Origin of the sequence: Lysinibacillus cavernae (genome assembly GCF_009724685.1) — a bacterium.
GTDB lineage: Bacteria > Bacillota > Bacilli > Bacillales_A > Planococcaceae > Lysinibacillus > Lysinibacillus cavernae.
The window spans coordinates 49,520-73,877 of the sequence record NZ_WMEF01000005.1; the positions used below are offsets into that span (position 1 = coordinate 49,520).

Consider the following 24,358-nt stretch of genomic DNA (forward strand, 5'->3'; position numbering starts at 1 on the left):
CGCCTTCTGCACCTCTATATCCATTTGATAAGAATCAATCATAAAGTTCTACATAAGTTACACTTTCATTCAAGCCGTTTTGATAAGCCCATTAAGGCTTTGTTTTACCAATGAAAATTTTTCATTTTTTTCAAAGTGTAAAGAAAGTATTCCCAATTTTGTATTGTTGAAGGAATACTTAAATGTTCATTAGGGGTATGCACATAAAATATATCAGGACCAATAGAAATGGCATCTAAGTCTGGAATTTTATCTACTAAAATACCACATTCTATCCCGGCATGTACTGCAATGATTTCAATATCTGTACCATATTTCTCTTTATAAGCTTCTTCAAATACGTTTCTAAGTTTTGATTCAGGACGATATGGCCATTCTGGATAATCTGAATCCGTAGATAAATCACCGCCAAGCATACCAGCGATTATCTGTGCCTGATTAATTATTGAGTCCTTTAGGCTTTTAATCGAACTTCTTGTTTCACTTTCATACTTTATCACTGTGTCGTATGTATTTACGACTCCTAAATTTGTTGAACTCTCAACTAGACCTTCAACTTCCATACTTCTACTTTGAACACCATTTGGTATTAACATGAGAGCAGCAATAGCTTTCTCCTTTGTTGTTTTTGAAAAAACTTTTCCCACAGTAGTATCAATCCGTTCAAGTCTAATACTAATATTTGGATCGGAAGTCTGTAATTCATTTTTTAGCATTCTATTCCATGCTTCTATTTTTATGAAAAATTCCTCAACTATATCTGGATGAAGTTGTATTATGACTTCTGCTTCACGGGGAATGGCGTTTACTTTTACTCCCCCTTTAATTTCATGTATAAAGTAAGGAAAATCATTTGATAAATCATATAGGACTCTCCCTAATAATTTAATGGCATTGCCTCTTCCTTTATCAATAGATATACCAGAATGTCCTCCTTGTAGCCCACAAATACTCAAATAATACGTTACAGCATTTTCTGGAGAATTGTCCCAAACAATAGGGATTTTTTGAGTAACAATAACTCCACCTGCACTACTTACTAACAACTTTCTATCTTCTTCTGAATCAATATTAATAAGAAATTTACCTTCGAGATGAACTGGGTCGACTGCATGAGCCCCTCTCATAGTTGTTTCTTCTTCTGTCGTAATAAGTATTTCAAGAGAAGGATGGGGAATGTCAGAAGAATCCAACAAAGCCAAGGAATAAGCGACGGCAATCCCATTATCTGCACCTAAAGTAGTATCTGTAGCATACAGCATTTCCCCTACAATTCTTAACTGTAAAGGATCTTTATCAAAATCATGACTGTTGCCTTTATTTTTTTCACAAACCATATCCATATGCCCCTGAATAATTACAGTCGGTACGTTTTCATAGCCTGATGTGGCTGCTTTTTTGATAATTACATTAAATGCTTCATCTTGTATAACTTCAAGATTACGTTCTCTAGCAAAACGAACTAAGTAGTCGCTAATCCCTTTTTCATTCGCCGAACCACGGGGGATATTAGATATCTCCGCAAAATAATGAAACACAGGATGTTTTGTTAATTCAACCAAGCTATTATACATTTTACTCACCCTTTTCTATTTTTTTCGACCAATAGATAATGACTACTTCCATGATTACAAATACAATTTCTAAAGTAAACATAAATATGCAAATATGTGAATATCTTTTACTCTTGCTGTAAAATAGATAATAGAATCAATGCCCTGCTTAGAAATTTCTCCTACAATGAGTCACCTTAATGGCTATCCCTATATGTAATTAATTTGACTATATAGTAACTATACACTCTAAAATCTTTATAAGAACAATCAATTGTTTTAATTATTTATTTTGGAGGAAATATAAGATGAAAAAATGTATAAAGTTACGACCATTGGAGAGAGAAGATTTAAAATATGTTCATAAATTAAATAATGACTCTAAAATTATGTCATATTGGTTTGAAGAACCTTATGAATCTTTTGTTGAGTTGCAAGATTTATTTGAAAAACATATTCATAAACAAAGTGAGAGACGCTTTATTGTTGAAGAGGAAAAAAATATTATTGGACTAGTCGAACTAGTAGAAATTGATCTAATACACCGTAATGCTGAATTTCAAATTATCATTGATCCTAGCTGTCAAGGACAAGGATACGCCTACACTTCTACTTTCCTAGCTATGAATTATGCATTCAATATTTTAAATCTACACAAATTATATTTATTAGTCGATAAACAAAATGAAAAAGCCATTCATATATATAAAAAGGCGGGCTTTAGTATTGAAGGAGAACTCAGGGAGGAATTTTTTACTGAGGGTTCTTATCGAGATGTTCTCCGTATGTGTATTATGCAATATGAGTTCAATGGTGAAACAACTCCTACCTAAATCAGTAGTACTAGGAAAAAATATTTGATATAAAAACAAGGCTGCTATTTTTTAAAATTACTGATTTATAAAATCCGCCACACATTTGGAAATATTCAAATTGTTGAGGGAACTGCTGACACAACAGTTGAAAAAATTATTGGGGATACCCATGAAAAGGTTATGAGGGTAAATGCGTAATCCTTCGCTGATGAGGAAATAAAGGCAATTCGATTTTTTTCATTATTAAAGAACGATTTAAATCACTTTAATCTTTAATTTTAGGGTACAAAGTGGGGTACAATCAATGATTATACCCCACACCCTTAATAAATAAGGGTTTAAATGCTTACCTAAAAATACTGTGCTCATAAAGATAATCATAGGAAAGGTCAACAAACAAATATTCATGTTCGTTGATGGCGATGGAGAATGTTCTTGTTATTTCCCCTGTTTCAATATCACGATATAATTCTGAGATTTCTCCACTTTGATCATTACGCATTTTAATAATCGTTTGTAGGAAATAAGGGCGCCAACTCCAGTTTTTATTGATTGCTCGAGGCTGTAATTCCCAGTTCCCCTCTATTCGCATAACGTTCGGTGTTAATTGGAAACCGTCTTCATTACAAATATATAGTCGGAAGGAATAGTTATCCATTAATTCAGCCAAATATTCTAAATGTGGGATATTGTCACTCGTTGGTTTCACACGGTGAACTATTGCCTCCAGTTCCTCTCTTAATTTTTTCAACTGCAAATATTGCGCCTCCAGCATTTTCTTTTCTGAAGTAATAAATTGCTGGCATTCTTTTTTAAAGCGTTCCTTTAATATGTCTTTATCGACAAAGGTCATCGCTGGATTAGCTAGGTATGGGCCTTGATAGAATCTACCGCCATTTTTCCAGGCAAATTGTAGCTGATAAACCGTTTCGATATCTTCAAATAAAAGATTTGCCCCAATTTTATAAGCAAGGCTGCCAATTGCAGAAATCATGTCGGATTGAGCTGACCAAGAATCATAATTTAAATCACGTGTATTGACCTTTAAAATTTGCGGCGCCAATAAAGCAATATGCTCTAAATGACTTTCCGCCCCTACTTCCTGAACAGCAATTTTCACCCCAAACGTTGTAAAATAACGTAGGGCGTGATGTAATTTATTAATATCTCCCATAAAACGATGCTCTGATACGACAAGTACGATACGGTGTAAAGCTTCTTCACCTATATATTGTTGAATAATACTAAAATGACTTTCACCAAAATCTTGCATCAATATATTTGGATTACTTGGAATGTAAATATCAACATCTGATGCAATCTCATCAATTTTGGTTAATGCTGCATGTAAAATTTTATGTTCCATATCAATTCGATATTCTTCTGGGATATCTTCATTGTTGACGAAATCCTTTAAATTAATTTGTTGCCCTTCAATTTGTAGATGTCCGGAAATTTCGTAGGCTATCACCGTATGCGCGTCTGCGCTAAATATCGGTTGATAATACCCATGTATTTGATCTAAATTCGTTAACACTTCAATTGCATCCATCTTCGAAACCTCCATTATGAATAACCTTTTTATTGTTATTCAAAAATAACATTACATATACCATCAATAACTTTAAAAAAGCTCTCTGACTGTATAATAAGTTGTTTAAAGTAAAATCGCAACTTCACTCACCATAATTTATGGCAAATCTGTCCTAATTTTTTTACCTCGGCTTTCAGACATTGTCGGTTGCTTTTTACTCTATCTGGTCATTTTTATGCTTTCGCACTAACCAACATGTCATTTATGCAAGGCTGTTCTCTCACTATAATTTATGCAACATGTTTCCGTGACGGCCATGACAATTCGTGATAATGACCCTATCCATACAGAATAATTCAGTCATTTACCCATTACTTATGGACAATTCCATGAAAAAAACAGTATACCAAAAAGACAGCTCTAGGCTCCTACTGGCATACTGCTTATTATTATTCAAATATAAAAAAATACCAAATCAATGCGATTATTATTAAAGAAAAAATAACAGCTATTGTGACGCGTAGTGGCGAAATAGGGGCATCTCCACCTACTCGACCCGTTTGTCCATTGACCATGAAGCGATAAATCTTCTCCTTATAACGGAAGGCGGACAGCCAAATCGGTAACATTAAATATTTGTATGTAATATCATCATGGTTTGTGGAAAAACGTAAATTTGATACTACATCTGCACTGTTTTCCCACCGAATTTTGGAAGTGATCTGCGCATTAAGATGATCATGGATTTCACTTTTTGCTTGGCTCCATCCATTCTGCAAACCAACACTGTAACGCTCTGACAAAAAACCAGCTACATATTCTGGTTTATAGGCCTTATTATTTAGGAGATTAAAAGGTTCAATCTTCCGCATCATGTCTCGATCGTATCGTGTCGTTGCACTCACTAAGTGATCGTCGATAAATTCTTGATAAAAGCCACTTGTCGAATACCAATCGGTTTCCGTATGCGTATTACCATCTTTATCTGTAACCGTTCGATGACGACCATACCTCGCCGAATATCTAGAGCTTGTTTTGGAATCAAACGTCCAATATGGCAGATATACGCCTTTAAAGGCATCAGGTTTTGCACTTATTTTGGCAGCTTTCGGCGTAAACCATCTTCCTTTAATCCATTTTTGAAAATGTTCCCCAGCTTGCTTATCCGATATTTCAAATGCACATACGCCGTTTGGTGCAAGCGTATTTTCAGCACTAGCCTCCATGACTTGATTGGAACCACAGTAAGGACAACTATCAGCAACCTGCAAGGCATCATAGATCGTTTCAGCCGCACAAGCTTCACAAATGACCGTTTTTTTCTCCACGCCCCAATTGAAATTCCCACGTTCTTCTGCTTGTAAGAAGTTCATTTCCTGCGCAACTTTTTCCTCTTCTTGCTCCGGCATAGCAATTTCAGTCTCAAAGCCACAATACGGACAAGTCAACTTACCTGTAGCAGGATTAAATTCAATCGACGCACTACATGACGGACATTCAGCATCAAAGTCAAGCTTCACTTGTTTGACATTTTCAACTTCTTGCGTTGACATGGGTTATCATCTCCTTACTTGACGTCATTCTCATCAAAAACATCGCCGCATTCTGGACAGAATTTAGGAGGATTTGCTGGGTTCTCTGGTGCCCATCCACATTTATCACATGCATAGAGTAAAGCTTCTGCTGGTTTTTTTGTCCCACATTCGCTGCAGAACTTACCTTTATTCACTGCTCCACACGTACATGTCCAGCCCTCTTCAACTGGTTTTGCAGCACCACAGTTTGAACAAAATTTCCCCGTATTTTCATGACCACACGCACATGTCCAAGCGTCAGGAGCTTTCGCTGTTTGACTTTGCATCGCAGCTTGTGCCTTTTCAACTTGCTTATTTTGCTCGTTTATTTGATAGAGTTGACTAGCATTGACACCACCAGCTTGTGCAGCCATATTCATTCCCATAAATCCTGCCATCGCTCCACCATCATTGTGAGCAGCTGCAATCATTGCATCTGCCTGTGCACTGGTTAAATGAGCTGCAGCCATTCCTGGATCACGCATTACAGCATTGCGTTGTAATTGTTTAATCATTGCTTCATCTTCTTCAGAAGCTTTAAGCGTACTAATGCCAAAAGATACAACAGCCAAACCACGTGTTACAAGCCATTTTTCTGATAATACCTTATTAAGGGCGTCAGCTAATGCAACCGTATGTGCAGGTATTTCACTATAACGAACGCCACTTGCTGAAATTTGTGCGAAAGCTGGCTGTAACGCTGTCATTAATTCTGATTTTAACTGACTATCAATAAGATCACGTGTATATTCACGCTCAACATTTCCACAAACATTTGTATAGAATAATAATGGATCGATGATTTTATAAGAATATTCCCCATGACAACGGATAGCAATATCAATATCTAACCCAATATTACGATCAATGACACGGAAAGGAATCGGTGCAGGAGTTCCATATTTGTTCCCAACAATTTCCTTCTTATTAAAATAATAAACTCGCTGATCTTTCGCAGGTTCTCCTCCAAATGTGAAACGCTTCCCTATCTGCTTGAATGTCTCCATAATCCCCTGTGATAAGTCTGAACCATACATAATCGAAGGTTCTGTTGATGTGTCATAAACATATTCGCCAGCTTCTGAAGAAAATTCTACAATCTTTCCCTGCTCAACAATCATCATACATTGCCCTTCATTTATAGCAATAATAGAACCGTTGCTTATAATATTGTCATTCCCTTTATTTGAACCTCGTTTGGAAGTACGTTTAACACCTTTTGTCACTAGAACATCCGCGGATAATGCCTCACAATAGAAATATTCACGCCATTGATCCTCTAAAACGCCTGTTAATGCGCCAACTCCCGCTTTTAATAAACCCATAATCGTTCCCACCTTTACATTGATGTTTAGCCTATTTTATCATCGATAAACAATAGGTAATACGTAAAATCAGGCAAATTGTTTCATTTTTCTTCGTATGCTTGTAAAAAAACGAGAGGCCCCTCTGGCATAAATCAGAAGGAACCGTCTCGTTTTATTCCATTTATTAAGAGAATGCTGCTATCACAACAAGCACCCATGCCACGATAAATAACACCCCACCGATTGGTGTAATCGCACCTAACTTTTTCACACCTGTCACAGCTAGTACATATAAACTACCAGAGAAAAATACAATCCCTGTAAACATTAGATAACCTGCCCAAGAAAGCAGACTAGAACTTCCTAAAAGTGCCTCATTGGATAGAATACCAAGCCCAATGATTCCTAGAGCATGGTACATCTGATATTGCACAGCAGTTTCCCAGATGGCAGCATAATGAGGTGATGCAAACTTATCCTTCAAGGCATGTGCCCCAAAAGCACCTAAAACAACCCCAAGACATGCCAAAATCGCGCCTAATGCTAAAAATATTTCCATCTATTGCTCTCCTATTTTGCCTCAACGGCAATTTCTTTATATTTGGCATCCCAAGCAGGATCAATTTTACTCAAAGATACCGGACGCAATGTATCCTTCTGCGCAAGAATATGTACGGATTGAGCTGTGGCTGCTACCGTGCCGTCCTCATGTAAAATTTCATAACCATAGGTTGTCCGTAAACGGTCATGCTTTTCTATCCAAGTGCGCACCGTCGCCACCTGACCATAATGCATCGCAGCTTTATAGGATATCGATAAATCCATTACAGGCGATACATAGCCATCTTTTTCTAATGCAGCATACTCAAAACCTGCATCACTCACAAGCTGCGTACGTCCAATCTCCATCCAAATGATGTAGTTTGCATGATAGACAACGCCCATTTGGTCTGTCTCTGCATATCGAATTTCAATCTGTTTCTCACTCACAAACATTTTCTTCACCTCGTCCTACATTATAGCGTAAAAGTGTTGATTTGGTGGGGTTTTTGCTCTAAGGAAACTGGAACGGTGAAAAATAGAGGGATGCTTTTCTTGATATTTAAATTAAAATGGATTTTTCCAATGAGTAACTTAATTCCATATAAACTCATATAACTACTTTTAAGTGGGGTACCACTTTATGAATAGTTAAATAAACATACACGAGCATAAGTCACTCGAATGAGTAGCTTTGACTCAAAAACATATTAATACCTACATTACCACTGACTTCTTATTTCTAAAATGTTCAATTATTGTAAATTCCAATGCTTTTATTTGTACTAATAGAAGCTCATATTTTAACACAAGAAGAATTTGATGCAAAGAAAAAACAGCTTTTAGGCATATAAACAATAATAAGACCAGGTACTCAATCGAGCGCCTGGTTATTCATCATATATTTTAGCTATTTTTCATATTTTCATACCTGAATTTAAAATACATATGTAGAATAACTGAAATTATTAACCCTACTCCACAAACTATGTAATTGAATGTAGATGTTAAAGAAAAGATTTTTGAAACTATAAAAAAACCAAGAAATATAGTAATATAATAATTGAAGTTATTTGCCTACCAGTACTCATAGAAACCACTCCCTAAAATTAATTTAGTTCAAACTTCTAAATTAAAAGTGAAATTTTTTTCGTAAAATGACTATTTTTATCTATTCCATAGTCAATTTTATATATTTTGTATAAAAGTTCTTTTGAATCTATAATTTTATTTCGGTGAATTAGCAGAAAAGGTCCAGATACGTGCTAATAATTTCGGAGTAATTATTAATCCTGCATAATAATCTCGTTCACCAATTTTTTTATTCCTCATTAAGTATTCACAGTCCACAAAATGCAATTTTCCTTCTGGGTTAAAGCTGAATCCTCGGTTATATTCTTCAAATTTGCAGTATAACAAATTGCTGGATCTAAGTTCGAAAAAGCGCCTGTTTTATTTACTACTTCGAAAGAGTTATTATTCAAATCTTTTCCTGTCCTCAAATTGTTTACAACCACTTTATTTAGTTGCTTGGTTAATAAGTCTTCAATATGTGAAAAATTCATCTCATCAATAATTGAATACGATAGTAGTTAGGATCACAAACCCAAAATTGATCATTAATAATAAAAGAATAGTATTATAATATTATACATTTTTATCTTTATTAACAATAAATTTCTAAAAGAAACAAGTTGACTAGAATCAGCAAGCTTTATCACCAACCAACATGTATTTCATAGTCTCACACCCTTTCGATCAAAAGAAAAAGCATCCTCAAAAAAGAGGATACTTCGTTAAATATTTGATATTTCATTTTCAATGGCTTACTGAACAATATGGAACTCATTATCTACATATCTATAAATGTTGATGTATCATTATTTGTAGGTACTTTTAGATATTTCTATTTAAAAATGTACAGTAAAATCACTAAATTCCAGTCCAGTCGATTGCTAATATATCAGCTTTTATTCATTATATTCCCCACCCCTTGCGTAGTAACATTTACTTCTACATTCACTTTTAAATCTTGGAATAATGTTTCCCAATCATTTTTAATATTGCTCCATTCTTCGGGATCTGATCGATGGAGAATTTCGCCATAACCAAAAACATCCGTTCGGTATTTTTCTTGTATGGTAAGGATTAATTGCTCTGTCTTATCTTTAATCAAATCCCTTGTTTTATCATTTATCTTTTGAATAGTGCTGTTTTTTGTTAAGTCAATTTGGCATTGTACTTCAGCGACATTTTGTTCAATATTTATACTTACATTCATAACAGGAATACCACTTTCAAATTTCCCTGTAGTTTTTGCTACCGATTTAGTTATTTCTGTTGATAACACGCCTTCTTTAGGGCAAGATATGACTTCAGTAGTACTTTGCATTTTATTATTTAAGTAACTAAAATATCTGCTTTCCTCATCAGATAAAATACCTACGAGTCTATCTTCATTAAATATCGCCATACCTGAATATTGTAACAATACAGGAGTATCAATTTTTTCAACATTTGTCTTTCCAATACCTAATTTCTTTTGTCCTTTAATTTCTATAGCCGGTAGAACTGCGCTTTTAGAATTGTTATTTAATAAATTCACAAAATCATCTAATATCACAGAGTGAATAGATCCCCATGCTTTTTCTGTTCCTTTCATTGAATTAATAATTTTATTAGCAGGTACATGTTCTAATGGCGTTAAAACATTTAAAATATCTTTAGCAGTTGAATTACGTGCTATAAGAAGGTTAAAGTCACCCCTAGTTTCCACATTTCTAGTAAACAAATCTAATGAGCCTCTAATTCCTTCAGTAGCTAACTCTTCGCCAATAACTATTACCTGTGTATGTGCATAATAAGGTAATCTAGGTGTCAAAGTTGTCAGTTTCTTTCCTGCCTCATATACAGATTCTCCTTTTGTATTATAAGTAACAACAGGAGTACGCCCAGAGGAAGGTGTATTTGAAGATATTTCATTAGGATCTATTAGCTGTACCGAAATTTCGTATTCATCATCATCTACTTTATCAATCCCAAGTGCCATGACGATAGCTAGTTCGTTTAATTCACGTTTACTCCAACACCCTGCTAGAAGTAATATGAATGGAAGTAACAAAATTACTATTAAGGGACGTTTGATTCTGATTACCTCCTATACAGATTTACACATGTTAAATAAAAGGATAATCAAATTTATAATTTCCTATTCAATATATACTATCTCCGAACTTGAAACGCTCAGTAAATTCAGATCCATAATAAAAAGCACCGCATTAACGGCGCTTTCTCTACTTTGATTCTTTCGAGTTCCTTTTAATCTTCTATGAACACTTTCATTTGTTGGTTTACCCATGTTAATACTTTGATGCCGTGCTTGCCAGCATGGTCGTCGGTCTGACTTTCCCTAATATTTAGGATTTTATAAATCCCAAAGAAGGAAAACATTGCCGCACCGACCTACCTCCGAGTTTACATCATATTTTTCTCTTACAAAACATGCTACATGTTTTACATTTGTTCCTTTTGTTTCATTTACAAATTTAACATTAGATGTAATTTCAAATATTGAATGTTAATAAAGTACAGGATAAGTATCTACAAGGCAGTTTACCTGTGATTTTTCATTGTGACTTATTATTGTTAAGGTAACATTGCAATTAACATTTTTTTTATTCAATGTTCTTTCAAATGATTCATATCCTTCGATTTCTTCTCCATCTATCTCTAGTATAATATCATCAGATTTTATTCCAGCAACTTCAGCTACCGAACCTTCCTTCACCTGTAAAACTCTTGTTCCACTACCCCCTTCGTTTGTTGTGTGTGCAATACCAATCCATGCTTTCCAAAACGTTGAACGATTATCTGTACCTGTTTCATAAACGCTTTTTAAATTTTCTAAGAATTGACTTGTACCAAATAACATATTTTCCTTTGTAGATTGATCCATTTCGCCAATAAATGAAGCCTGATATTCAATACTTACCTGAATACCTTTTCCAACTTTTTCTAAAGTAGTAATGGTAGTAAAATCCCCATCAATGCTCTCAAGTACAAAGCGTTTCATTGTATCTATTTCTGTGAAAACACCTTCAGATGTTGCCCCCCAGCCATGATTCATATAACCTCTTCCACCTATACGAAATTCTATCTCAGCATTTTTCGTATACCAAAGATTTAAATGCTCAGGCTTAGTCAATGCATCCCAAATTTGCTCCAAAGGTGCATTAACAACAATTTCTCTTTTTATAGAATCCTTAATTTTCTTCATCTCGAAACTCTCCTTTTTCTACATAATTTTTTAGACTTACGAGTTGATCATCAAGTAGTTCACCGATGTATTGAATCATTTCACGGTAGCCAATTTGGAGCGTGTTGAGATTTATTGAATAGATACGATACTTCCCATTCAAGCTCTCTGAAATAATTCTTTCCTCCAATAAAATATTCAAATGCTTCTTAATTGCTGGTTGAGACATATCAAATGCTTCAACTATCTCCTTTTGGGTTTTACTCCCTTGTTTAAGCATACTTAAAATATGGCGTCGTGTTGGATCCCCTAATGCTCGATAAACATTTGGCATTATCATTCCCTCACCTTTCATATAACCATTAGGTTATATATAATATAGATACACGTAAACATAATGTCAATACTTTTCTGTAAAATGCAAATAATTATCCTTATTCAACTAACCTGCTAGTTAAATGAATAAAAGAATGAAGCAACCATGATGCTGTTCTGACTATAGCATTTAATCTGATCAGATGCTGCATAGTACTGATTGGCCCTACTTTTCATTTCAACGACTTTGGGATATACACCATCAGTTGAGAAGTTTTTGAAACTCATTTTCTGAAACGCTTCTGTAATTTCACTAAATTTGGTTAAGCGATTAAGTTAGCGCATTCGCATTGCCCCATTCTGTCCCCCATTTTTTTGCATCGACTTTTACCTGCCAATCTGCGTATAAATTATCTCCTTTTTCTAAGAACCAGTTACGTAGTATTCCTTCGATATACTCGACACTTGATTTACCTAAATCAGCAGTCAGTTTAATCGCCTTAATGATTAGTATGTGGTCAGGATACAAATCAAGTAACTTGTCCTTCTTTGGGTGATCCGTAAAGTTACTTGGTACAATCAGCATGCTTTATCACCAACTAACATGTACTTCAAGCCTCACATTCTTTCTGGCAAAAGAAAAAGCATCCTCAAAAAAAGAGGACACTTTTATATAAATTTATTCTTCGGTGTTCCTTGTTATTTGGAGCTTTGGCATATAAGTATTTCCGCCAGCTACCATTTCTTTTGTTTCAACATCATAAATTGCATATCTACCTCTAAATTCTTTTTCTGTATCTTTAAAGGAATAAAAGAAAAAAACTTGCCTATCAGGGCTAACAGCCTGATTGTATTTAATATCCATACCAGGGTAGGAACGAAGAATATTGCCATCAGAAGTTATATAATTTAATTCTTCTACCTCTTTAAATAATATTTTTCTTCTAATACTTACAGATGCATCAGGCATTTCTTTAAAAAGAACAGTATCTAAATTTCTTTGCTGTTCCTTTGGTTTCTGCTTAAATCTTTGATAAAACTCTTGATGTACAGGATACTTTATGTCTCTTAATGCCTGATAAAATTCATCGACAGTTTCATCAAAGACTTTCTCCTTATTTGCAGGATATATATATTCTATTTTATCTGAAGGTGTAGTTTGTGCATAAATAGGATTTCCCAATAACAAGGAAAGACTGAACGAAAATATAAAGGTAGATAAATTAATTATTAATGGATTTTTCATATAGGTTACTCCCTTTTAAAAGTAATGTATCCTAAATGCTTTTTTAACTATTCTGTACCGTTAGTTGAATTAACGATTGGGGTTACGGTCAATAAACTCATCGATTTCATCTGATAATCTAAAAACAAGGTCAAAATAATCTTTTTCTGTCATCGGACCTTCGCCTCGCCACTTTTGCATTTCTCTATAATGGAAAGCACAAAAATAACCAATTAATTCATGTCTTGATATCCCCTGTTTCTTTGCCATATCTGCAATAGAAAGTCCTTTTTTCCAATATTCCCTATATTCAACAAGACTTATTCCTAAAAAATTGGATAGTGCATCATAATCATATTTGACATGGTAAACTACAGTTCCTTCGTCACTTTCTCCTTGTTTTTGTTCATTTTTTTCTGCATGGACAACTAAAGAAAAAAACAATGTCAAAGTAAAGAACATAAGTATTCCTTTAAAAACATACTTCAATATTGAACCTCCTTTTTTCTTTATTGTGTGAGGTTTTTAAAATGTTATGTCGTAGTAGTTTTAAAAGTTTTTAATTAAGCGATAAAAACAAGCCTATCCTGTTAGTTGAAGAAGGATCCGATCCATAACTCTTGAGTTAGAACCATTTAATTAGAATCCTCAAACAAATTAATTACTATCAATATCGCGTTTCGCTTATAAAGCAATATGGAACAATGTTGTAGATATGGGAGTGAATTGAACAAAAATAAACCTCACCAAATGAGCGAGGTTTATTTTTATGGTTTAACTTAATAAAATTAAGTTTTTTTTGCCCAAATCCATCCATTACTATTTGGGTCATCGATATTTTCTGCAGTCGTAGCAATAATTTTATTTCCTGATTTGTCAGTAATGGCATTTTTTAATGTAACCGTATGATATCTAGTTGCCTGACTTAATTTTATTAGTATTTTATGGTCATTACTATTTTAAATTTATAACTATTTTAGTATACATTAGGTAATAATAAGACCACATTAATTTTTGGTATCCTTTAACTGTGTATCCAGATAAAATTCTTTGTCATTAATATTACCTCTGTTTAGCGTCTACTGTTATATGTGTATTGCTATATAGAAGCATATTAATGTTTTTCACATTCCACAATTTCCTAAATTCATTAATAGGAACTCTTCGATTATAGTTATTGTTATCATCATTACAATTCACCAGCTGCCTTAATGATTCTGAAAGGTAGACATACTCCTTGTCATATCCAACGACTGGGACAAAATGCAAATTATTACGATCCTTATGTACTTTAATAAAAACAATTACGGGAAATCCTTTACTAACTTCGTACTTTAATGTATTTATATTTCCTTTATAATAGCTTGTTTTAAATCCATTTTTTCTTAACACCGTACGGATTCCCTTTGGGTATACATTGCCTGACTTCATTTTACTTGGGAAATCAGTATATAGCTCTTCACCATCGGCCTCCATTCCAAAATGACGCAACACATATGCTGTTGAAAATGCTGCACATTCCCTTTTGTTTTGCATATCTATCCTATTATTTCGTTTAATAAGATAGTTAGTAGGATAATCTCTTTTTCGTAATACAGGTATGGGTAATGTCATTAAATATGCATTAATGATAGTTGATATAATAATCCATAAAATAGCTGTTCTAACTATAAACATACTTCTACCCCCATTGCTTTGAGTCCATATCGCAACAATTTTCTAAGTCCTTCTTTCACTACCCTGCGCCGTTAGTTTACATGTTTTACATCTGTTCCTCTTGCTATACTTACTCATACTCAACTAAATCAACCTTCACCGATAAAGCTATTTCTATTGGAGGTTCTTCATCTGTAACTAATGTAGAAATTGAGTAAAATCCTTCTGGTAATTGATCAAATACCTCTTCAAAACTTTCATCCTTATCAAGGAATCCAATGGAGATGTTTCCATTGACATCCATATTCCGGATCTTATATACAAACCTTTCCGTACCCTTATTTAATAAACGTATCTTAACTTTCATATCGCCATACTTTTCGAAATATGTTTTACTTTCCCCAATCGGAGAAACTATCTGCTCATCAACCAAATGACCACGAACAATTTCGATTTGCTCTTCCTTTAAGTTTTCCTCTTTTGTCTCTTGAATGTTGCCCGTCGTAGCTACTTCATTTTTGATTACTTGTGACACTTCTTGAGTAGAAGCTCCCTCTGTTTCAGTTAAGAACGTACTGCATCCTGATAAAATAATGCAAACAGAACAAATCAGTGCAAATTTAAAAATTTTCATATTTTCTCCTATGTAATATTATTGTATTTAATGGTAATTATACCAAAATGACAAATTAAAAAGAAGCAGCCTTTCAGCGACCTCATCATTTGTCTCAATATGTTGTTCCTAATTATAAATATTGTTGTACTTGATAATTTCATGTGCTTGCCAATTGCTCTCATGCTATTTAAGTTAGCAGTCTATGAAGTACCTCAATTTCTCTGTCACTATGGACAAGCGGAATACGCTATGATGAATGACATTAATAAATATGATGCTATGTTCCTACTTGGTCATGAATCGATCTGTAATTCTGATGAAATGACTATCTATTGGGAAGAGTTAACAACAGCAAGTTGAGTTTTAAAATCTACCTCACAGGAAAAAGCTATTGAGCGATTTAAGGTAGAAAATAAAAGAGACCCTAATGATCATGAATTATTTTTCTTAAAGGCATTTGTTAATGACCGTTTAGTTCAATCATAATGATTCTATAAATTAGTAGCCACTTCAAATTGAGGTGGCTTTACTTTTTAGTTTTACTGCACATTTTTCAATTTTTCCACTTTGCCCACTCTTACTTAGTTAAAAAATGTTCATTAGAGGTGAAACAGCCATATCCATCTATTACTTGATATCTATACCCCCTGGAATCTATGGTCATATCTCTCAGCCCATTTCGCTCGCTCCACCAAAATGCTGTTCCTTAATTTCTCCATACTCATCAACATCAGTATGACCACAAACATCTACCCAATCAATTGCAGCAACATCTTAAATTTCGTTCTTAAATTCGTTGTACCTTCAACTTGTAATTTAGGCATAATTTCTATCCTCAATCTTCAAATTTTTTAATCAAACATCATTTAAATATTTGTCTAAAAATATGGTATAATAATCAAAAAAGGAGTTTTATATACATATATGGAAATACTATTTGGAGTTCTACCTGTTTTTATTCTATTATTTTTCTATCTTGTACCAGTAGTGTTTATCGTCTGGTTCGTGTTCAAAATCATTAATTCACAAAAAGAACAAACTGAAATTCTATTAAGAATTGCTGATAAGTTAGAAAAGTAATGTAGTAATTGGAGAGCTTCTTTAAAAAGTTCTCCATTTTTTAGGAAAAGAAGAAACTGCTTTTAGGTATATAAACAAAAATAAAACCAGGTACTCTTTGAGTGCCTAGTTATTTTTTATTGCTTCAAAAAGCTCTCAAAATTAATACCTTTAACGAAACAATTCTTAAGTATTTAGTTGCTGTAAGTTACCACTCAAATTTTTGACTACAATTCTCTCACCATTTAAACTATCATTTACTATCAAGATCACTTTTGAGTATTGAGTACATATATAAATTGTCAAATTTACCACAAGTGTATTCATAATGCCTCAGCAAACCTTCTTTTATAAAGCCCTGTCTTTTAATAAGTTTTTGTGAAGAAAAATTTGCCGGCTCAATCAATGCCTAGGTTTTTTCTAACTAAAGATTATGAAAACCATACTTAACAACTGCTTCTAATGCTTCACTTGCTATCCCTTTCCCCAGTAAACTTTGCTTTATAGAACAGAACATTATGTAACCTCTTTATCAGCAATGAATTGCCAAATAAAAGTAAAGTTTAATTTATTTCGTTCACTAACACTGCAGTATTTGGTGCAACGATTGCTTCAATTCCCACGGCTTTGTAACTAACTCGAAATTGGTCTTTTTTGAATGTATTCGAATTAAAAACAAATTCCCCATTCTCATCTAAAACTGGTGAATAGATGATATCATAATGGAACTTTACGTCCTTTGCATCGCTTGGCATATCTGGCTCAGGTTTATAATCTGCTGGAACTTCAGTTGTTACATATCTAAAAAAAAGTTGTATATCATTGCCATTTATTTTTTTCAAAAGGTCATACGTATTCCCTTGCGTCCTCATACCATCAAAATAAGTCGTTTCCTTTTCTTTATCTGTTAGGGGCAGATATGGTATGGCAGATTTCGCTAATTCACTAAGCTTTATTCTTTTTGTTTCTTTTCCTGAGGAATCATATACCAATAGAGTTTCGTCCATGCTTCCAAATATATCATTTTTGTCCGTAACTAAAAGATGATTATCAAATGTTAAAAACACTTTATCTGTCTGCAATTCTACGTTATATTGATTGACAACTTTTTTAAGCTCTTTATTAATTAGATGATCTTCTAGGACATATTTTAAATTTCCAAATCCCAATAAAGGAATAATCGCTGCTATAACCATGCTTAAAAAAACAAACCAAATTTTTTTGATAAACTAATCTTGTTTTTAATAAATATGATTGGCATACCAATTACAAAAGTAAAACCTAATAAGCCAACATATGCAAAAAATTTCATCAACCCTAACTCATCATTTTGGTACATATCAATATATACCCACATTCCTAATAGAACGATAGCGATTAACCGTATCAATTGGTTTTTCATACATTACTTCCTCCCTAAATCGTCGTCATCATTCTATCAACCATTTTGGAAATTTTATATCTAGTTTTTCATTCAGGTAATTGAAGCATTTCATTAGCACTTGTAATTACTTCATTAAACAATGTGACGCCTCCATACAATTAAAAATATCTCCTTCTTCTTTACATAATGTTCCATTGCAATTTCATTCCATAGAATACTTTACCTATCAAATCTTAACAATGAATTACCTTGTTTTATATATGTAATTTTTTCCTCTTTCAACTAGATACCTTCATTGCATACATAGCTACAGCAAAAATTTCTCTTTAGTAACTGCGGTTTGCTCTTTTAACATAGTTTTGCCCTCCTATGTCTCCACTACTTATTTGACAGCCATAAAAGGGCATAAACCAATTTGAGCTGTAGTGCTGCAAATGCTGTGGCTTTTCTTTTAAGTTAACTTAAATATTTACCATGCTTTGGTTGAGCGATTTGTTCAAAATTATCTACAAGTTTTTTAAGATTGCTAGTAAGTTCTTCGCCTTTCATTGGTAATCCATGCCCTGTGATAGCAATAAGAGGATTTAACGCTTCTAATTTTTCAATAGATTCTCTAGCAGCTAACCAATTAGTCGTTAAATATCTAGGTGGACCACTGATTTCTTTTGTCTGTGTAAACACTTTATAAAGCGATTCTTGTTTGACAGTTACAAATGCATCCCCGACAATAAGTGCTCTATCCTTCTCACGAAATAATGATATATGCCCTGGTGTATGTCCTTGTGTATGAATCCATCGAAAATCTGGCATAAATGGAATACTACCATCAGAAGGAATTTCTTTGATGTGCTCACCTAAATTAATAGCTTCATTTGGAAAAATAGGAGACATTTTTGCAACCAAACCGTCACTTACAGTAGTGTCTGGTTCTGGGTAATTTTGTTTTTCTGTTAAAAATGGTATTTCCAATGCATGTGCATAGACAGGAACATTCCAATATTTAATTAATTCTATAATTCCTCCCACATGATCAAAATGACCGTGAGTCAGAATGATTGCTTTCGGTCGAGAATTAGGACCAAAGCGTTTTTCAACTACCGAAATTATTTCCTCTGCACTTTTTGGCATTCCTGCATCAATTAACACAAACTCTTTCGTACTTGTATCGCCATAAAGTACAATATTTACAATTTGAATGGTGTATTGATATAAATCAGGCAATACTTCTATACCTACACCACTTCCAATAGAAGTTGCTGGGATAAATTTATAGTCTTCACCATAATTCAAATCTTTGTCCATAATCAATCCTCTTCTTCCTTGAATGAAGTCATGGGCGCTTCACACATTACTGAATTTAATGAAAACGCCACAACCCATAGATTGTGGCCTAAGTATGTTTTTACTTTTTTTCTTTTTGCTGTTCTTTCTTTTGTTCTTTTTCTTCTTTTACTTCTTCAAATTCTTCAGGACTAAATTCAATAGCAACTTCCTCTTGCTCTAATTCATTCTTTTGTTTTTCTTTTGTCAAAACGCTCACCTCCAATAAGCATTAAAGTGTCCTTATTGCAGTGATCTATACTATTAATTACATCTGAAGTATAAATAGACGATAAACAACCACAATAAAATCGCGTAGTGTCTCACTACTTAAAGAGCTGCAGAGATTTCACTCGCTGCGGCTTCTTTATACGCTGGAACGCCTAATTGGATTCCAAGTAATACATAAATTAAAGTAACCTGTCCATTTGAGATAAAACACTGGCTAATCCCCTATGGAAACCGTATTTCACAAGCTACTGTCCCTCCAAGTTTCTTTAGATAGAAAGTGATCAAGTTTATTATGGTAATACTTAATAATTTACTTAAAAGGGAATGGTATTTCTTATTTCACCCATACTAACCTTGCTTTAATGGCGAAAACAAGAAAAGGAAGTGAATGTATGGGTATTCTTGGTGGAAATCCAAAAGACGAACCATTGCATTATGGTGAAGTATTTAGTGTTTGGTCAAGCTTAATTGCAGACTATGGTATGATTTCTGGCTATCAAACGTTTTATAATCACGCTGGTGATGAAGATCTTAAAAAAATTATTGAAGATATCATCGATACATGTAGAGAAGAAGTAAAACAATTAGAAAAAATTCTAAAGACGAATGGAATTGCTTTACCTCCAGCATCACCAGAAAGACCTGTAGCAAGACTAGAGGATATCCCTCCAGGAGCAAAGTTTAATGACCCAGAGATCAGCGCTGCGCTAACAGCCGATCTAGCTGCTGGATTAGTTGCATGTAGCCAAGCAATGGGCACATCTACACGAGAAGATATCGCATTAATGTATGGACAATTCCATATGGCAAAAGCTCAACTAGGTGCCAAACTTTTACGTTTGAACAAAAATAAAGGTTGGCTTGTACCACCTCCATTGCATGTAAATTATCCTGAAAAATAAAGTCTATTTCACCGAATTGAGGAATGAAAATGTATTATTACAAAGAAGAGTTAATTAACATTATTAAACCTGACAAACCGGATCCTCAAGCAGCACGTGTCATGCAAGAAATACTTGGTGGCCATTATGGTGAAATGAGAACCATGATGCAATACTTTTTCCAAAGCTCTAATTTTAGAGGCAAAGAAACACAATACCGTGATTTACTTCGTGGTGTTTTCTTAGAAGAAATTGCTCACGTGGAGCTTGTACAAAATACAATTAATCAATTACTAAATGATTCTGGAGAATCATCTGCACCTGGAAATAATGGTATGGATCAAGCACCTTTGGATGATGCTGTTAGACACGTAAATCCACACCATTATATTGTGGGAGCACAATCATCTTTACCTGTAGATGCTGCAGGTAATCCTTGGAATGGCTCGTGGGTGTATGCACATGGAAATCTTATCGCTGATTTATTGGATAATTTAGTACTTGAGTCAACTGGTGTACTTCAAAAGACTCGTATTTATGAAATGAGTTCTAATCAGACTTTCAGGGAAACCCTTGCATTTCTAATAGTTCGTGACAATGCTCACCAAAATGCATTTGCCAAAGCATTAGAAACTTTAGGTGTAGATTGGGGAAAACTTTTCCCTGTACCGAACTACGATATCAATAAATACCCTGAGTGTAGAAAGTTTGTTGATATGGGGTATCACAATGCTCAATTTAACTTTAGATTAGATCCAACACGTATCGGTGAAATCTTCCAAGGTCAAACTCCAAGCAGAAATGGCGGAGAACTTAATGTAACCCCTCCTCCAGAAGGATTCCCTGTACCACTTATGCCCGAAATGCCAAATGAGCATAGTCCGGGTCTCAAAGACATGAATAACTAAATCTTTTTTGAATTAGCTTCCTGTGTAATAAGGGAGCTTTTTCTTTTCCAACTAAATAGGAAAGCTATTTAATTGGAAGGGGCTTTGCAAAAGTAGCGCACCTAGTCCTTTTAAACCACTGATAAAATAGTATATACACAAGTCCAATTTCAATTACATCTCCACCATAGTACATAATCATAGCACCTTGTTCTGCTTGTTCAGAAGGTACATGGTTAGGAGGATTTGCATAAATGTATTTGGACAATATCGAATGAGCTGTTAAAGCTACTAACAAAACGATTGAGCGAAAAACATATGGTCGTTGATGAGGAGTTGGATCGATATAAATAAAGGCAATGGTAAACAAATAACCTGCTAGAAAAATATGAATATGAATCAAAATATATAAAAAAGAGTTTTCATGCATCATGTTAAATAGTGGTGTAGTATAGAGCAACCATAAACCACCTACATTCAAAATAGACGCTGTAATAGGATTGGACAAAAATTTAAAGTAAGAGTTACGTAGTATACATGAAACAAAACGAGCCATTTTCACTGGGATGGTTCTTAAGAATAGGGTCATAGGTGCCGATAGGGCGATAAGGAGTGGTGCTAGCATTCCAAGCAATAGGTGGCCAACCATATGTGCTGAAAAATTAACATGTGCAAACTCTGCTAATGGACCGATTAATGTTAAGATGGCACATAAATGCCCGAGTATCCAAGATAATGTACGAAAATAAGGCCATTGTTTTTTTTGCTGATTGGATATAATAACGGCAATGATATAGGAGATAAAAGAAATAATAAACGGGAAAACCAATATCAACTGTACAATGATAGAAAAATTTTGGGTGTGAGCTTCATGTGCATGCAAAGTTGGTACCTCCTACCGTTTGTATTGATTAGTTTTTAATAATAAGGCAATACCAATTACGATTAAAATTGCCGCCAACACATTCCAAACTAAATCATAGGGAACAATGTCGACATTATAACGAATTTGATGCAGCCTCATAAACTTGTGTTGAATGATACCATCGTATAGTTGAAACACCCCTGCGCCTAGCAAAATTCCTCCAAGCCATCTTTTAAACCAAAATCCATGTTTTCGATGAAGATCTGCAAGTAAAAAGGCAGAGCCAATCGTAGCAAAAAAGCTAAAAGCATGAAATAATCCATCAGAGACTAATCCAATATTAGCAGTAGATTTATCATAGAAATGATGCCAATGTAATAATTGATGAAAAATTACCTCGTCTATAAATGCCACTACACCGAAACCAAATAATATGCCGGTCCACATATTACGTTGCCCATAATGAAAACGATTTTCGTGTTTATGATTTTTCTCCTCATACATATTTGATATGCCCAACCCAATCACCTCAGTTTAGATTTTTATTAGTTTATCCATGATGTAAAAAGATTTAAACAATTTTAGGGAATCTTACATTTGCCTGCGGTTTCATCCAAGGTAGTACCGAGTGTTATCAAAAGAACCTATTATCTTTATTATTTTCATTACTACACATAAAAGGACCAGGTACTCATTTGAGTGCCTGGTTATTTGTTTATATGATTAATTTGATGAATTAGGGTTGCCATTTCTTTTCTTCACTCGCCCATTATTCTTAGGAGGCTTGTCGTTTATGACTTCTTCTACATCTATATCATTTGTAGTACTAAATTCCTGCAGCTTGTCTATTAATCAATATATTAAATACTGATTGATTCTTTCCAGCTATTTTTTTATTTACTTGTGCGCCTCATGTGCACCTACCGAGTCCTCTAATGATGCTGAAAGACCACGTCTAATTAAGTTTGCTGAAATAGGCTCTTTCCCCATTTCCCTTGCCCAAATTGATAATTGTCCTATATGGTGGATTTCATGTGCAATAGTATGGCGAATGATTTCACCCCATGTATGCGTCTCAATCCTTCCATCTGCTAATGGATTATGAAGTAAACGTTCTTCCATACTAGCATCCCAATTGTTGACAAAGTCTTCTACTTCTAAATGAAATTCCGCTTCCAATTTACGAACCTTTTCCAAGCTGTTATATTGGTCAAAACTCTCTTGAAAATCAGTTTTACCTTGTAAAAGACGTATCCAACTCCATTCGACATCAATAATATGGAAAAGTGTATGTAAAATACTTTCCATTCCACCAGTACGGTTTTGCAATAGCTCATCTTCACTCAACTCTTCACACCAACGAAACCAGTCTTCTCTTACCATCCAATTATATTTAAAAAATGTTTGCAAAAAAGTCCCTCCTTAGTTGTATAAATAAATTAACAAGTTACTACTTCTTCATATAAAGTTAGGATTCCTTCTTTCCTTTCTCTCACAAAACTAGCTCTCAATTTAATACTGACAACGCCTAGCCATATTGAAAAAAGCACTCATGAAAAAAATGAGTGACTTTTATAATTTCAATATTATTTGATTAGCCAGTACTCTTTTATGATTGAAATAATCGTTTCGAATGGCTTTTAGTAATTCATACAGTAATGGCAGCACTTTTACTAAGTAGTTTGTCTATTTTATTTTTTAATATCTAAAATCAAAAACATCAACCTTTATTATTAACTGATTAACTATTGAATCAACTTTACCAAATACAAACAAATAAATTCATTAATGGTTGACATTAAAAAGGATGAATTATACAATTTTATTATTAACCGGTTAACAATAATGGAATCGCATTAAGGATAGGTGAAACAAGTGGATAATAAAAATGAAGCTATCGAAGCTTTGCAACGATTAATCACAGAAAGAGAATCAGCTGACAGAAGAAGAAAAGGAATGAAAGGAAGTCAGGAAGAAGCAATTGTTTCAGATTGGACACTGACACAATTACACATCGTTGCAGCAATTAAAGAGATAGGAACGGCGAATAACATCACACTCTCTGAAATGGTAAATGTATCTAAACCAGCGATTACAAAAGCCGTAAAGAAGCTATTAGAACATAATATCCTTGAAAAAGCACAACAAGAAGATAATAAAAAAGAAGTATATTATTTGCTAACAAAATCAGGAGAGATGCTTGCACTTATCCATAATCAATTACATGAGCAGGCAAAAAATCGTTATTTACGTATCCTTAACGATTTTAATACAGCAGAATTAGAGACGATTATTCGATTTTTAAACGCTATTACCGAAAACATGAAGTCACGTTAAAGCT

The 24,358-nt window shown here is 34.0% G+C and carries 27 protein-coding genes and 1 pseudogene; 6 read left to right on the plus strand and 22 right to left on the minus strand.

What is annotated here, in order from left to right:
- Positions 1-104 precede the first annotated feature (104 nt).
- Positions 105-1,574: an aminoacyl-histidine dipeptidase gene (locus tag GJU32_RS12215; RefSeq protein ID WP_155592231.1), complete on the minus strand. Its 1,470-nt coding sequence runs from the start codon at positions 1,572-1,574 to the stop codon at positions 105-107.
- A gap of 287 nt (positions 1,575-1,861) precedes the next feature.
- Between GJU32_RS12215 and speG the strand changes: the two genes are divergently transcribed.
- Positions 1,862-2,386, plus strand: coding sequence for a spermidine N1-acetyltransferase (speG, locus tag GJU32_RS12220; protein ID WP_155592232.1), 525 nt, complete (start codon positions 1,862-1,864; stop codon positions 2,384-2,386).
- Positions 2,387-2,714: 328 nt separating this feature from the next.
- Here speG and GJU32_RS12225 read toward each other — a convergent pair whose 3' ends face one another.
- The 13 genes from GJU32_RS12225 to GJU32_RS12285 all read right to left on the minus strand — a co-directional run bounded on the left by GJU32_RS12225 (position 2,715) and on the right by GJU32_RS12285 (position 15,408).
- On the minus strand, positions 2,715-3,920 hold the full coding sequence (locus GJU32_RS12225) for an EAL-associated domain-containing protein (RefSeq protein WP_155592233.1): 1,206 nt from the start codon (positions 3,918-3,920) through the stop codon (positions 2,715-2,717).
- 431 nt (positions 3,921-4,351) lie between these two features.
- Positions 4,352-5,455 (minus strand): TFIIB-type zinc ribbon-containing protein, encoded by a 1,104-nt coding sequence (locus tag GJU32_RS12230; protein WP_155592234.1) that lies wholly within the window; start codon positions 5,453-5,455, stop codon positions 4,352-4,354.
- Positions 5,456-5,469: 14 nt separating this feature from the next.
- Positions 5,470-6,801, minus strand: coding sequence for an SPFH domain-containing protein (locus GJU32_RS12235; protein ID WP_155592235.1), 1,332 nt, complete (start codon positions 6,799-6,801; stop codon positions 5,470-5,472).
- 166 nt (positions 6,802-6,967) lie between these two features.
- Positions 6,968-7,342: a DUF423 domain-containing protein gene (locus GJU32_RS12240; protein WP_155592236.1), complete on the minus strand. Its 375-nt coding sequence runs from the start codon at positions 7,340-7,342 to the stop codon at positions 6,968-6,970.
- An 11-nt stretch (positions 7,343-7,353) separates the two neighbouring features.
- The gene (locus GJU32_RS12245; protein WP_155592237.1) at positions 7,354-7,779 is read right to left on the minus strand and encodes an acyl-CoA thioesterase; all 426 of its coding nucleotides are present in this window, start codon (positions 7,777-7,779) and stop codon (positions 7,354-7,356) included.
- A 1,507-nt stretch (positions 7,780-9,286) separates the two neighbouring features.
- Positions 9,287-10,444 (minus strand): Ger(x)C family spore germination protein, encoded by a 1,158-nt coding sequence (locus GJU32_RS12250; RefSeq protein ID WP_230875033.1) that lies wholly within the window; start codon positions 10,442-10,444, stop codon positions 9,287-9,289.
- Positions 10,445-10,900: 456 nt separating this feature from the next.
- Positions 10,901-11,599, minus strand: coding sequence for an SRPBCC domain-containing protein (locus GJU32_RS12255; protein ID WP_155592239.1), 699 nt, complete (start codon positions 11,597-11,599; stop codon positions 10,901-10,903).
- On the minus strand, positions 11,586-11,912 hold the full coding sequence (locus tag GJU32_RS12260) for a metalloregulator ArsR/SmtB family transcription factor (protein WP_196426679.1): 327 nt from the start codon (positions 11,910-11,912) through the stop codon (positions 11,586-11,588). Before GJU32_RS12260 ends, GJU32_RS12255 begins: the two co-directional genes overlap by 14 nt.
- A gap of 312 nt (positions 11,913-12,224) precedes the next feature.
- A complete protein-coding gene (locus tag GJU32_RS12265; protein ID WP_155592241.1) occupies positions 12,225-12,479 on the minus strand; it encodes a DnaD domain protein in 255 nt (84 codons plus the stop codon).
- Between the two features lie 93 nt (positions 12,480-12,572).
- On the minus strand, positions 12,573-13,139 hold the full coding sequence (locus GJU32_RS12270) for a hypothetical protein (protein ID WP_155592242.1): 567 nt from the start codon (positions 13,137-13,139) through the stop codon (positions 12,573-12,575).
- Positions 13,140-13,208: 69 nt separating this feature from the next.
- Positions 13,209-13,607, minus strand: a complete 399-nt coding sequence (locus GJU32_RS12275; RefSeq protein ID WP_155592243.1) for a hypothetical protein — start codon at positions 13,605-13,607, stop codon at positions 13,209-13,211.
- Between the two features lie 573 nt (positions 13,608-14,180).
- Positions 14,181-14,795, minus strand: coding sequence for a cysteine peptidase family C39 domain-containing protein (locus GJU32_RS12280; RefSeq protein ID WP_155592244.1), 615 nt, complete (start codon positions 14,793-14,795; stop codon positions 14,181-14,183).
- Between the two features lie 109 nt (positions 14,796-14,904).
- Positions 14,905-15,408: a hypothetical protein gene (locus tag GJU32_RS12285; RefSeq protein WP_155592245.1), complete on the minus strand. Its 504-nt coding sequence runs from the start codon at positions 15,406-15,408 to the stop codon at positions 14,905-14,907.
- A 99-nt stretch (positions 15,409-15,507) separates the two neighbouring features.
- Here GJU32_RS12285 and GJU32_RS23180 point away from each other — a divergent pair, with 99 nt between their 5' ends.
- Both GJU32_RS23180 and GJU32_RS23185 read left to right on the plus strand, forming a co-directional pair.
- Positions 15,508-15,750, plus strand: a complete 243-nt coding sequence (locus GJU32_RS23180; RefSeq protein WP_196426680.1) for a hypothetical protein — start codon at positions 15,508-15,510, stop codon at positions 15,748-15,750.
- A gap of 564 nt (positions 15,751-16,314) precedes the next feature.
- Positions 16,315-16,470, plus strand: a complete 156-nt coding sequence (locus GJU32_RS23185; protein WP_196426681.1) for a hypothetical protein — start codon at positions 16,315-16,317, stop codon at positions 16,468-16,470.
- 232 nt (positions 16,471-16,702) lie between these two features.
- Here the strand turns inward: GJU32_RS23185 and GJU32_RS23380 are convergent.
- From GJU32_RS23380 to GJU32_RS23605, 5 genes and pseudogenes are all read right to left on the minus strand, one after another.
- Positions 16,703-16,936 (minus strand): annotated as a pseudogene (locus GJU32_RS23380) (GNAT family N-acetyltransferase); the annotation flags it as partial.
- Between the two features lie 76 nt (positions 16,937-17,012).
- Positions 17,013-17,645 (minus strand): hypothetical protein, encoded by a 633-nt coding sequence (locus tag GJU32_RS12295; protein ID WP_155592246.1) that lies wholly within the window; start codon positions 17,643-17,645, stop codon positions 17,013-17,015.
- Between the two features lie 2 nt (positions 17,646-17,647).
- On the minus strand, positions 17,648-17,851 hold the full coding sequence (locus GJU32_RS12300) for a hypothetical protein (RefSeq protein ID WP_155592247.1): 204 nt from the start codon (positions 17,849-17,851) through the stop codon (positions 17,648-17,650).
- Between the two features lie 438 nt (positions 17,852-18,289).
- The gene (locus GJU32_RS12305) at positions 18,290-19,135 is read right to left on the minus strand and encodes an MBL fold metallo-hydrolase (protein ID WP_155592248.1); all 846 of its coding nucleotides are present in this window, start codon (positions 19,133-19,135) and stop codon (positions 18,290-18,292) included.
- 100 nt (positions 19,136-19,235) lie between these two features.
- Positions 19,236-19,364, minus strand: coding sequence for a hypothetical protein (locus GJU32_RS23605; RefSeq protein ID WP_274381818.1), 129 nt, complete (start codon positions 19,362-19,364; stop codon positions 19,236-19,238).
- Between the two features lie 412 nt (positions 19,365-19,776).
- Here GJU32_RS23605 and GJU32_RS12310 point away from each other — a divergent pair, with 412 nt between their 5' ends.
- Entirely contained in the window at positions 19,777-20,286 is a 510-nt protein-coding gene (locus tag GJU32_RS12310; RefSeq protein ID WP_155592249.1) for a DUF3231 family protein, read from the plus strand.
- 29 nt (positions 20,287-20,315) lie between these two features.
- On the plus strand, positions 20,316-21,173 hold the full coding sequence (locus GJU32_RS12315; RefSeq protein WP_155592250.1) for a manganese catalase family protein: 858 nt from the start codon (positions 20,316-20,318) through the stop codon (positions 21,171-21,173).
- 64 nt (positions 21,174-21,237) lie between these two features.
- Here GJU32_RS12315 and GJU32_RS12320 read toward each other — a convergent pair whose 3' ends face one another.
- From GJU32_RS12320 to GJU32_RS12330, 3 genes are all read right to left on the minus strand, one after another.
- A complete protein-coding gene (locus tag GJU32_RS12320; RefSeq protein WP_155592251.1) occupies positions 21,238-22,035 on the minus strand; it encodes a cytochrome c oxidase assembly protein in 798 nt (265 codons plus the stop codon).
- Positions 22,036-22,047: 12 nt separating this feature from the next.
- Positions 22,048-22,521: a DUF2243 domain-containing protein gene (locus GJU32_RS12325; protein WP_196426689.1), complete on the minus strand. Its 474-nt coding sequence runs from the start codon at positions 22,519-22,521 to the stop codon at positions 22,048-22,050.
- Between the two features lie 393 nt (positions 22,522-22,914).
- On the minus strand, positions 22,915-23,427 hold the full coding sequence (locus tag GJU32_RS12330) for a DinB family protein (RefSeq protein ID WP_155592253.1): 513 nt from the start codon (positions 23,425-23,427) through the stop codon (positions 22,915-22,917).
- Between the two features lie 456 nt (positions 23,428-23,883).
- On the opposite strand from GJU32_RS12330, the gene GJU32_RS12335 reads away from it, so the two are divergent.
- Positions 23,884-24,354: a MarR family transcriptional regulator gene (locus GJU32_RS12335; RefSeq protein WP_155592254.1), complete on the plus strand. Its 471-nt coding sequence runs from the start codon at positions 23,884-23,886 to the stop codon at positions 24,352-24,354.
- Positions 24,355-24,358: the final 4 nt, after the last annotated feature.

Bases quoted from the DNA above. Each gene is read 5' to 3' on its own strand.
- GJU32_RS12240 (WP_155592236.1), bottom strand. From the start codon at position 7,342: ATGGAAATATTTTTAGCATTAGGCGCGATTTTGGCATGTCTTGGGGTT.
- GJU32_RS23185 (WP_196426681.1), top strand. From the start codon at position 16,315: ATGGAAATACTATTTGGAGTTCTACCTGTTTTTATTCTATTATTTTTC.
- GJU32_RS12235 (WP_155592235.1), bottom strand. From the start codon at position 6,801: ATGGGTTTATTAAAAGCGGGAGTTGGCGCATTAACAGGCGTTTTAGAG.
- GJU32_RS12310 (WP_155592249.1), top strand. From the start codon at position 19,777: ATGGGTATTCTTGGTGGAAATCCAAAAGACGAACCATTGCATTATGGT.
- GJU32_RS12215 (WP_155592231.1), bottom strand. From the start codon at position 1,574: ATGTATAATAGCTTGGTTGAATTAACAAAACATCCTGTGTTTCATTAT.
- GJU32_RS12225 (WP_155592233.1), bottom strand. From the start codon at position 3,920: ATGGATGCAATTGAAGTGTTAACGAATTTAGATCAAATACATGGGTAT.
- GJU32_RS12265 (WP_155592241.1), bottom strand. From the start codon at position 12,479: ATGCTGATTGTACCAAGTAACTTTACGGATCACCCAAAGAAGGACAAG.
- GJU32_RS12255 (WP_155592239.1), bottom strand. From the start codon at position 11,599: ATGAAGAAAATTAAGGATTCTATAAAAAGAGAAATTGTTGTTAATGCA.
- GJU32_RS12285 (WP_155592245.1), bottom strand. From the start codon at position 15,408: ATGAAAATTTTTAAATTTGCACTGATTTGTTCTGTTTGCATTATTTTA.
- GJU32_RS12325 (WP_196426689.1), bottom strand. From the start codon at position 22,521: ATGTATGAGGAGAAAAATCATAAACACGAAAATCGTTTTCATTATGGG.
- GJU32_RS12295 (WP_155592246.1), bottom strand. From the start codon at position 17,645: ATGGTTATAGCAGCGATTATTCCTTTATTGGGATTTGGAAATTTAAAA.
- GJU32_RS12315 (WP_155592250.1), top strand. From the start codon at position 20,316: ATGTATTATTACAAAGAAGAGTTAATTAACATTATTAAACCTGACAAA.
- GJU32_RS12305 (WP_155592248.1), bottom strand. From the start codon at position 19,135: ATGGACAAAGATTTGAATTATGGTGAAGACTATAAATTTATCCCAGCA.
- speG (WP_155592232.1), top strand. From the start codon at position 1,862: ATGAAAAAATGTATAAAGTTACGACCATTGGAGAGAGAAGATTTAAAA.
- GJU32_RS12230 (WP_155592234.1), bottom strand. From the start codon at position 5,455: ATGTCAACGCAAGAAGTTGAAAATGTCAAACAAGTGAAGCTTGACTTT.
- GJU32_RS12245 (WP_155592237.1), bottom strand. From the start codon at position 7,779: ATGTTTGTGAGTGAGAAACAGATTGAAATTCGATATGCAGAGACAGAC.
- GJU32_RS23180 (WP_196426680.1), top strand. From the start codon at position 15,508: ATGTTGTTCCTAATTATAAATATTGTTGTACTTGATAATTTCATGTGC.
- GJU32_RS12270 (WP_155592242.1), bottom strand. From the start codon at position 13,139: ATGAAAAATCCATTAATAATTAATTTATCTACCTTTATATTTTCGTTC.
- GJU32_RS12280 (WP_155592244.1), bottom strand. From the start codon at position 14,795: ATGTTTATAGTTAGAACAGCTATTTTATGGATTATTATATCAACTATC.
- GJU32_RS12260 (WP_196426679.1), bottom strand. From the start codon at position 11,912: ATGCCAAATGTTTATCGAGCATTAGGGGATCCAACACGACGCCATATT.
- GJU32_RS12300 (WP_155592247.1), bottom strand. From the start codon at position 17,851: ATGAAAAACCAATTGATACGGTTAATCGCTATCGTTCTATTAGGAATG.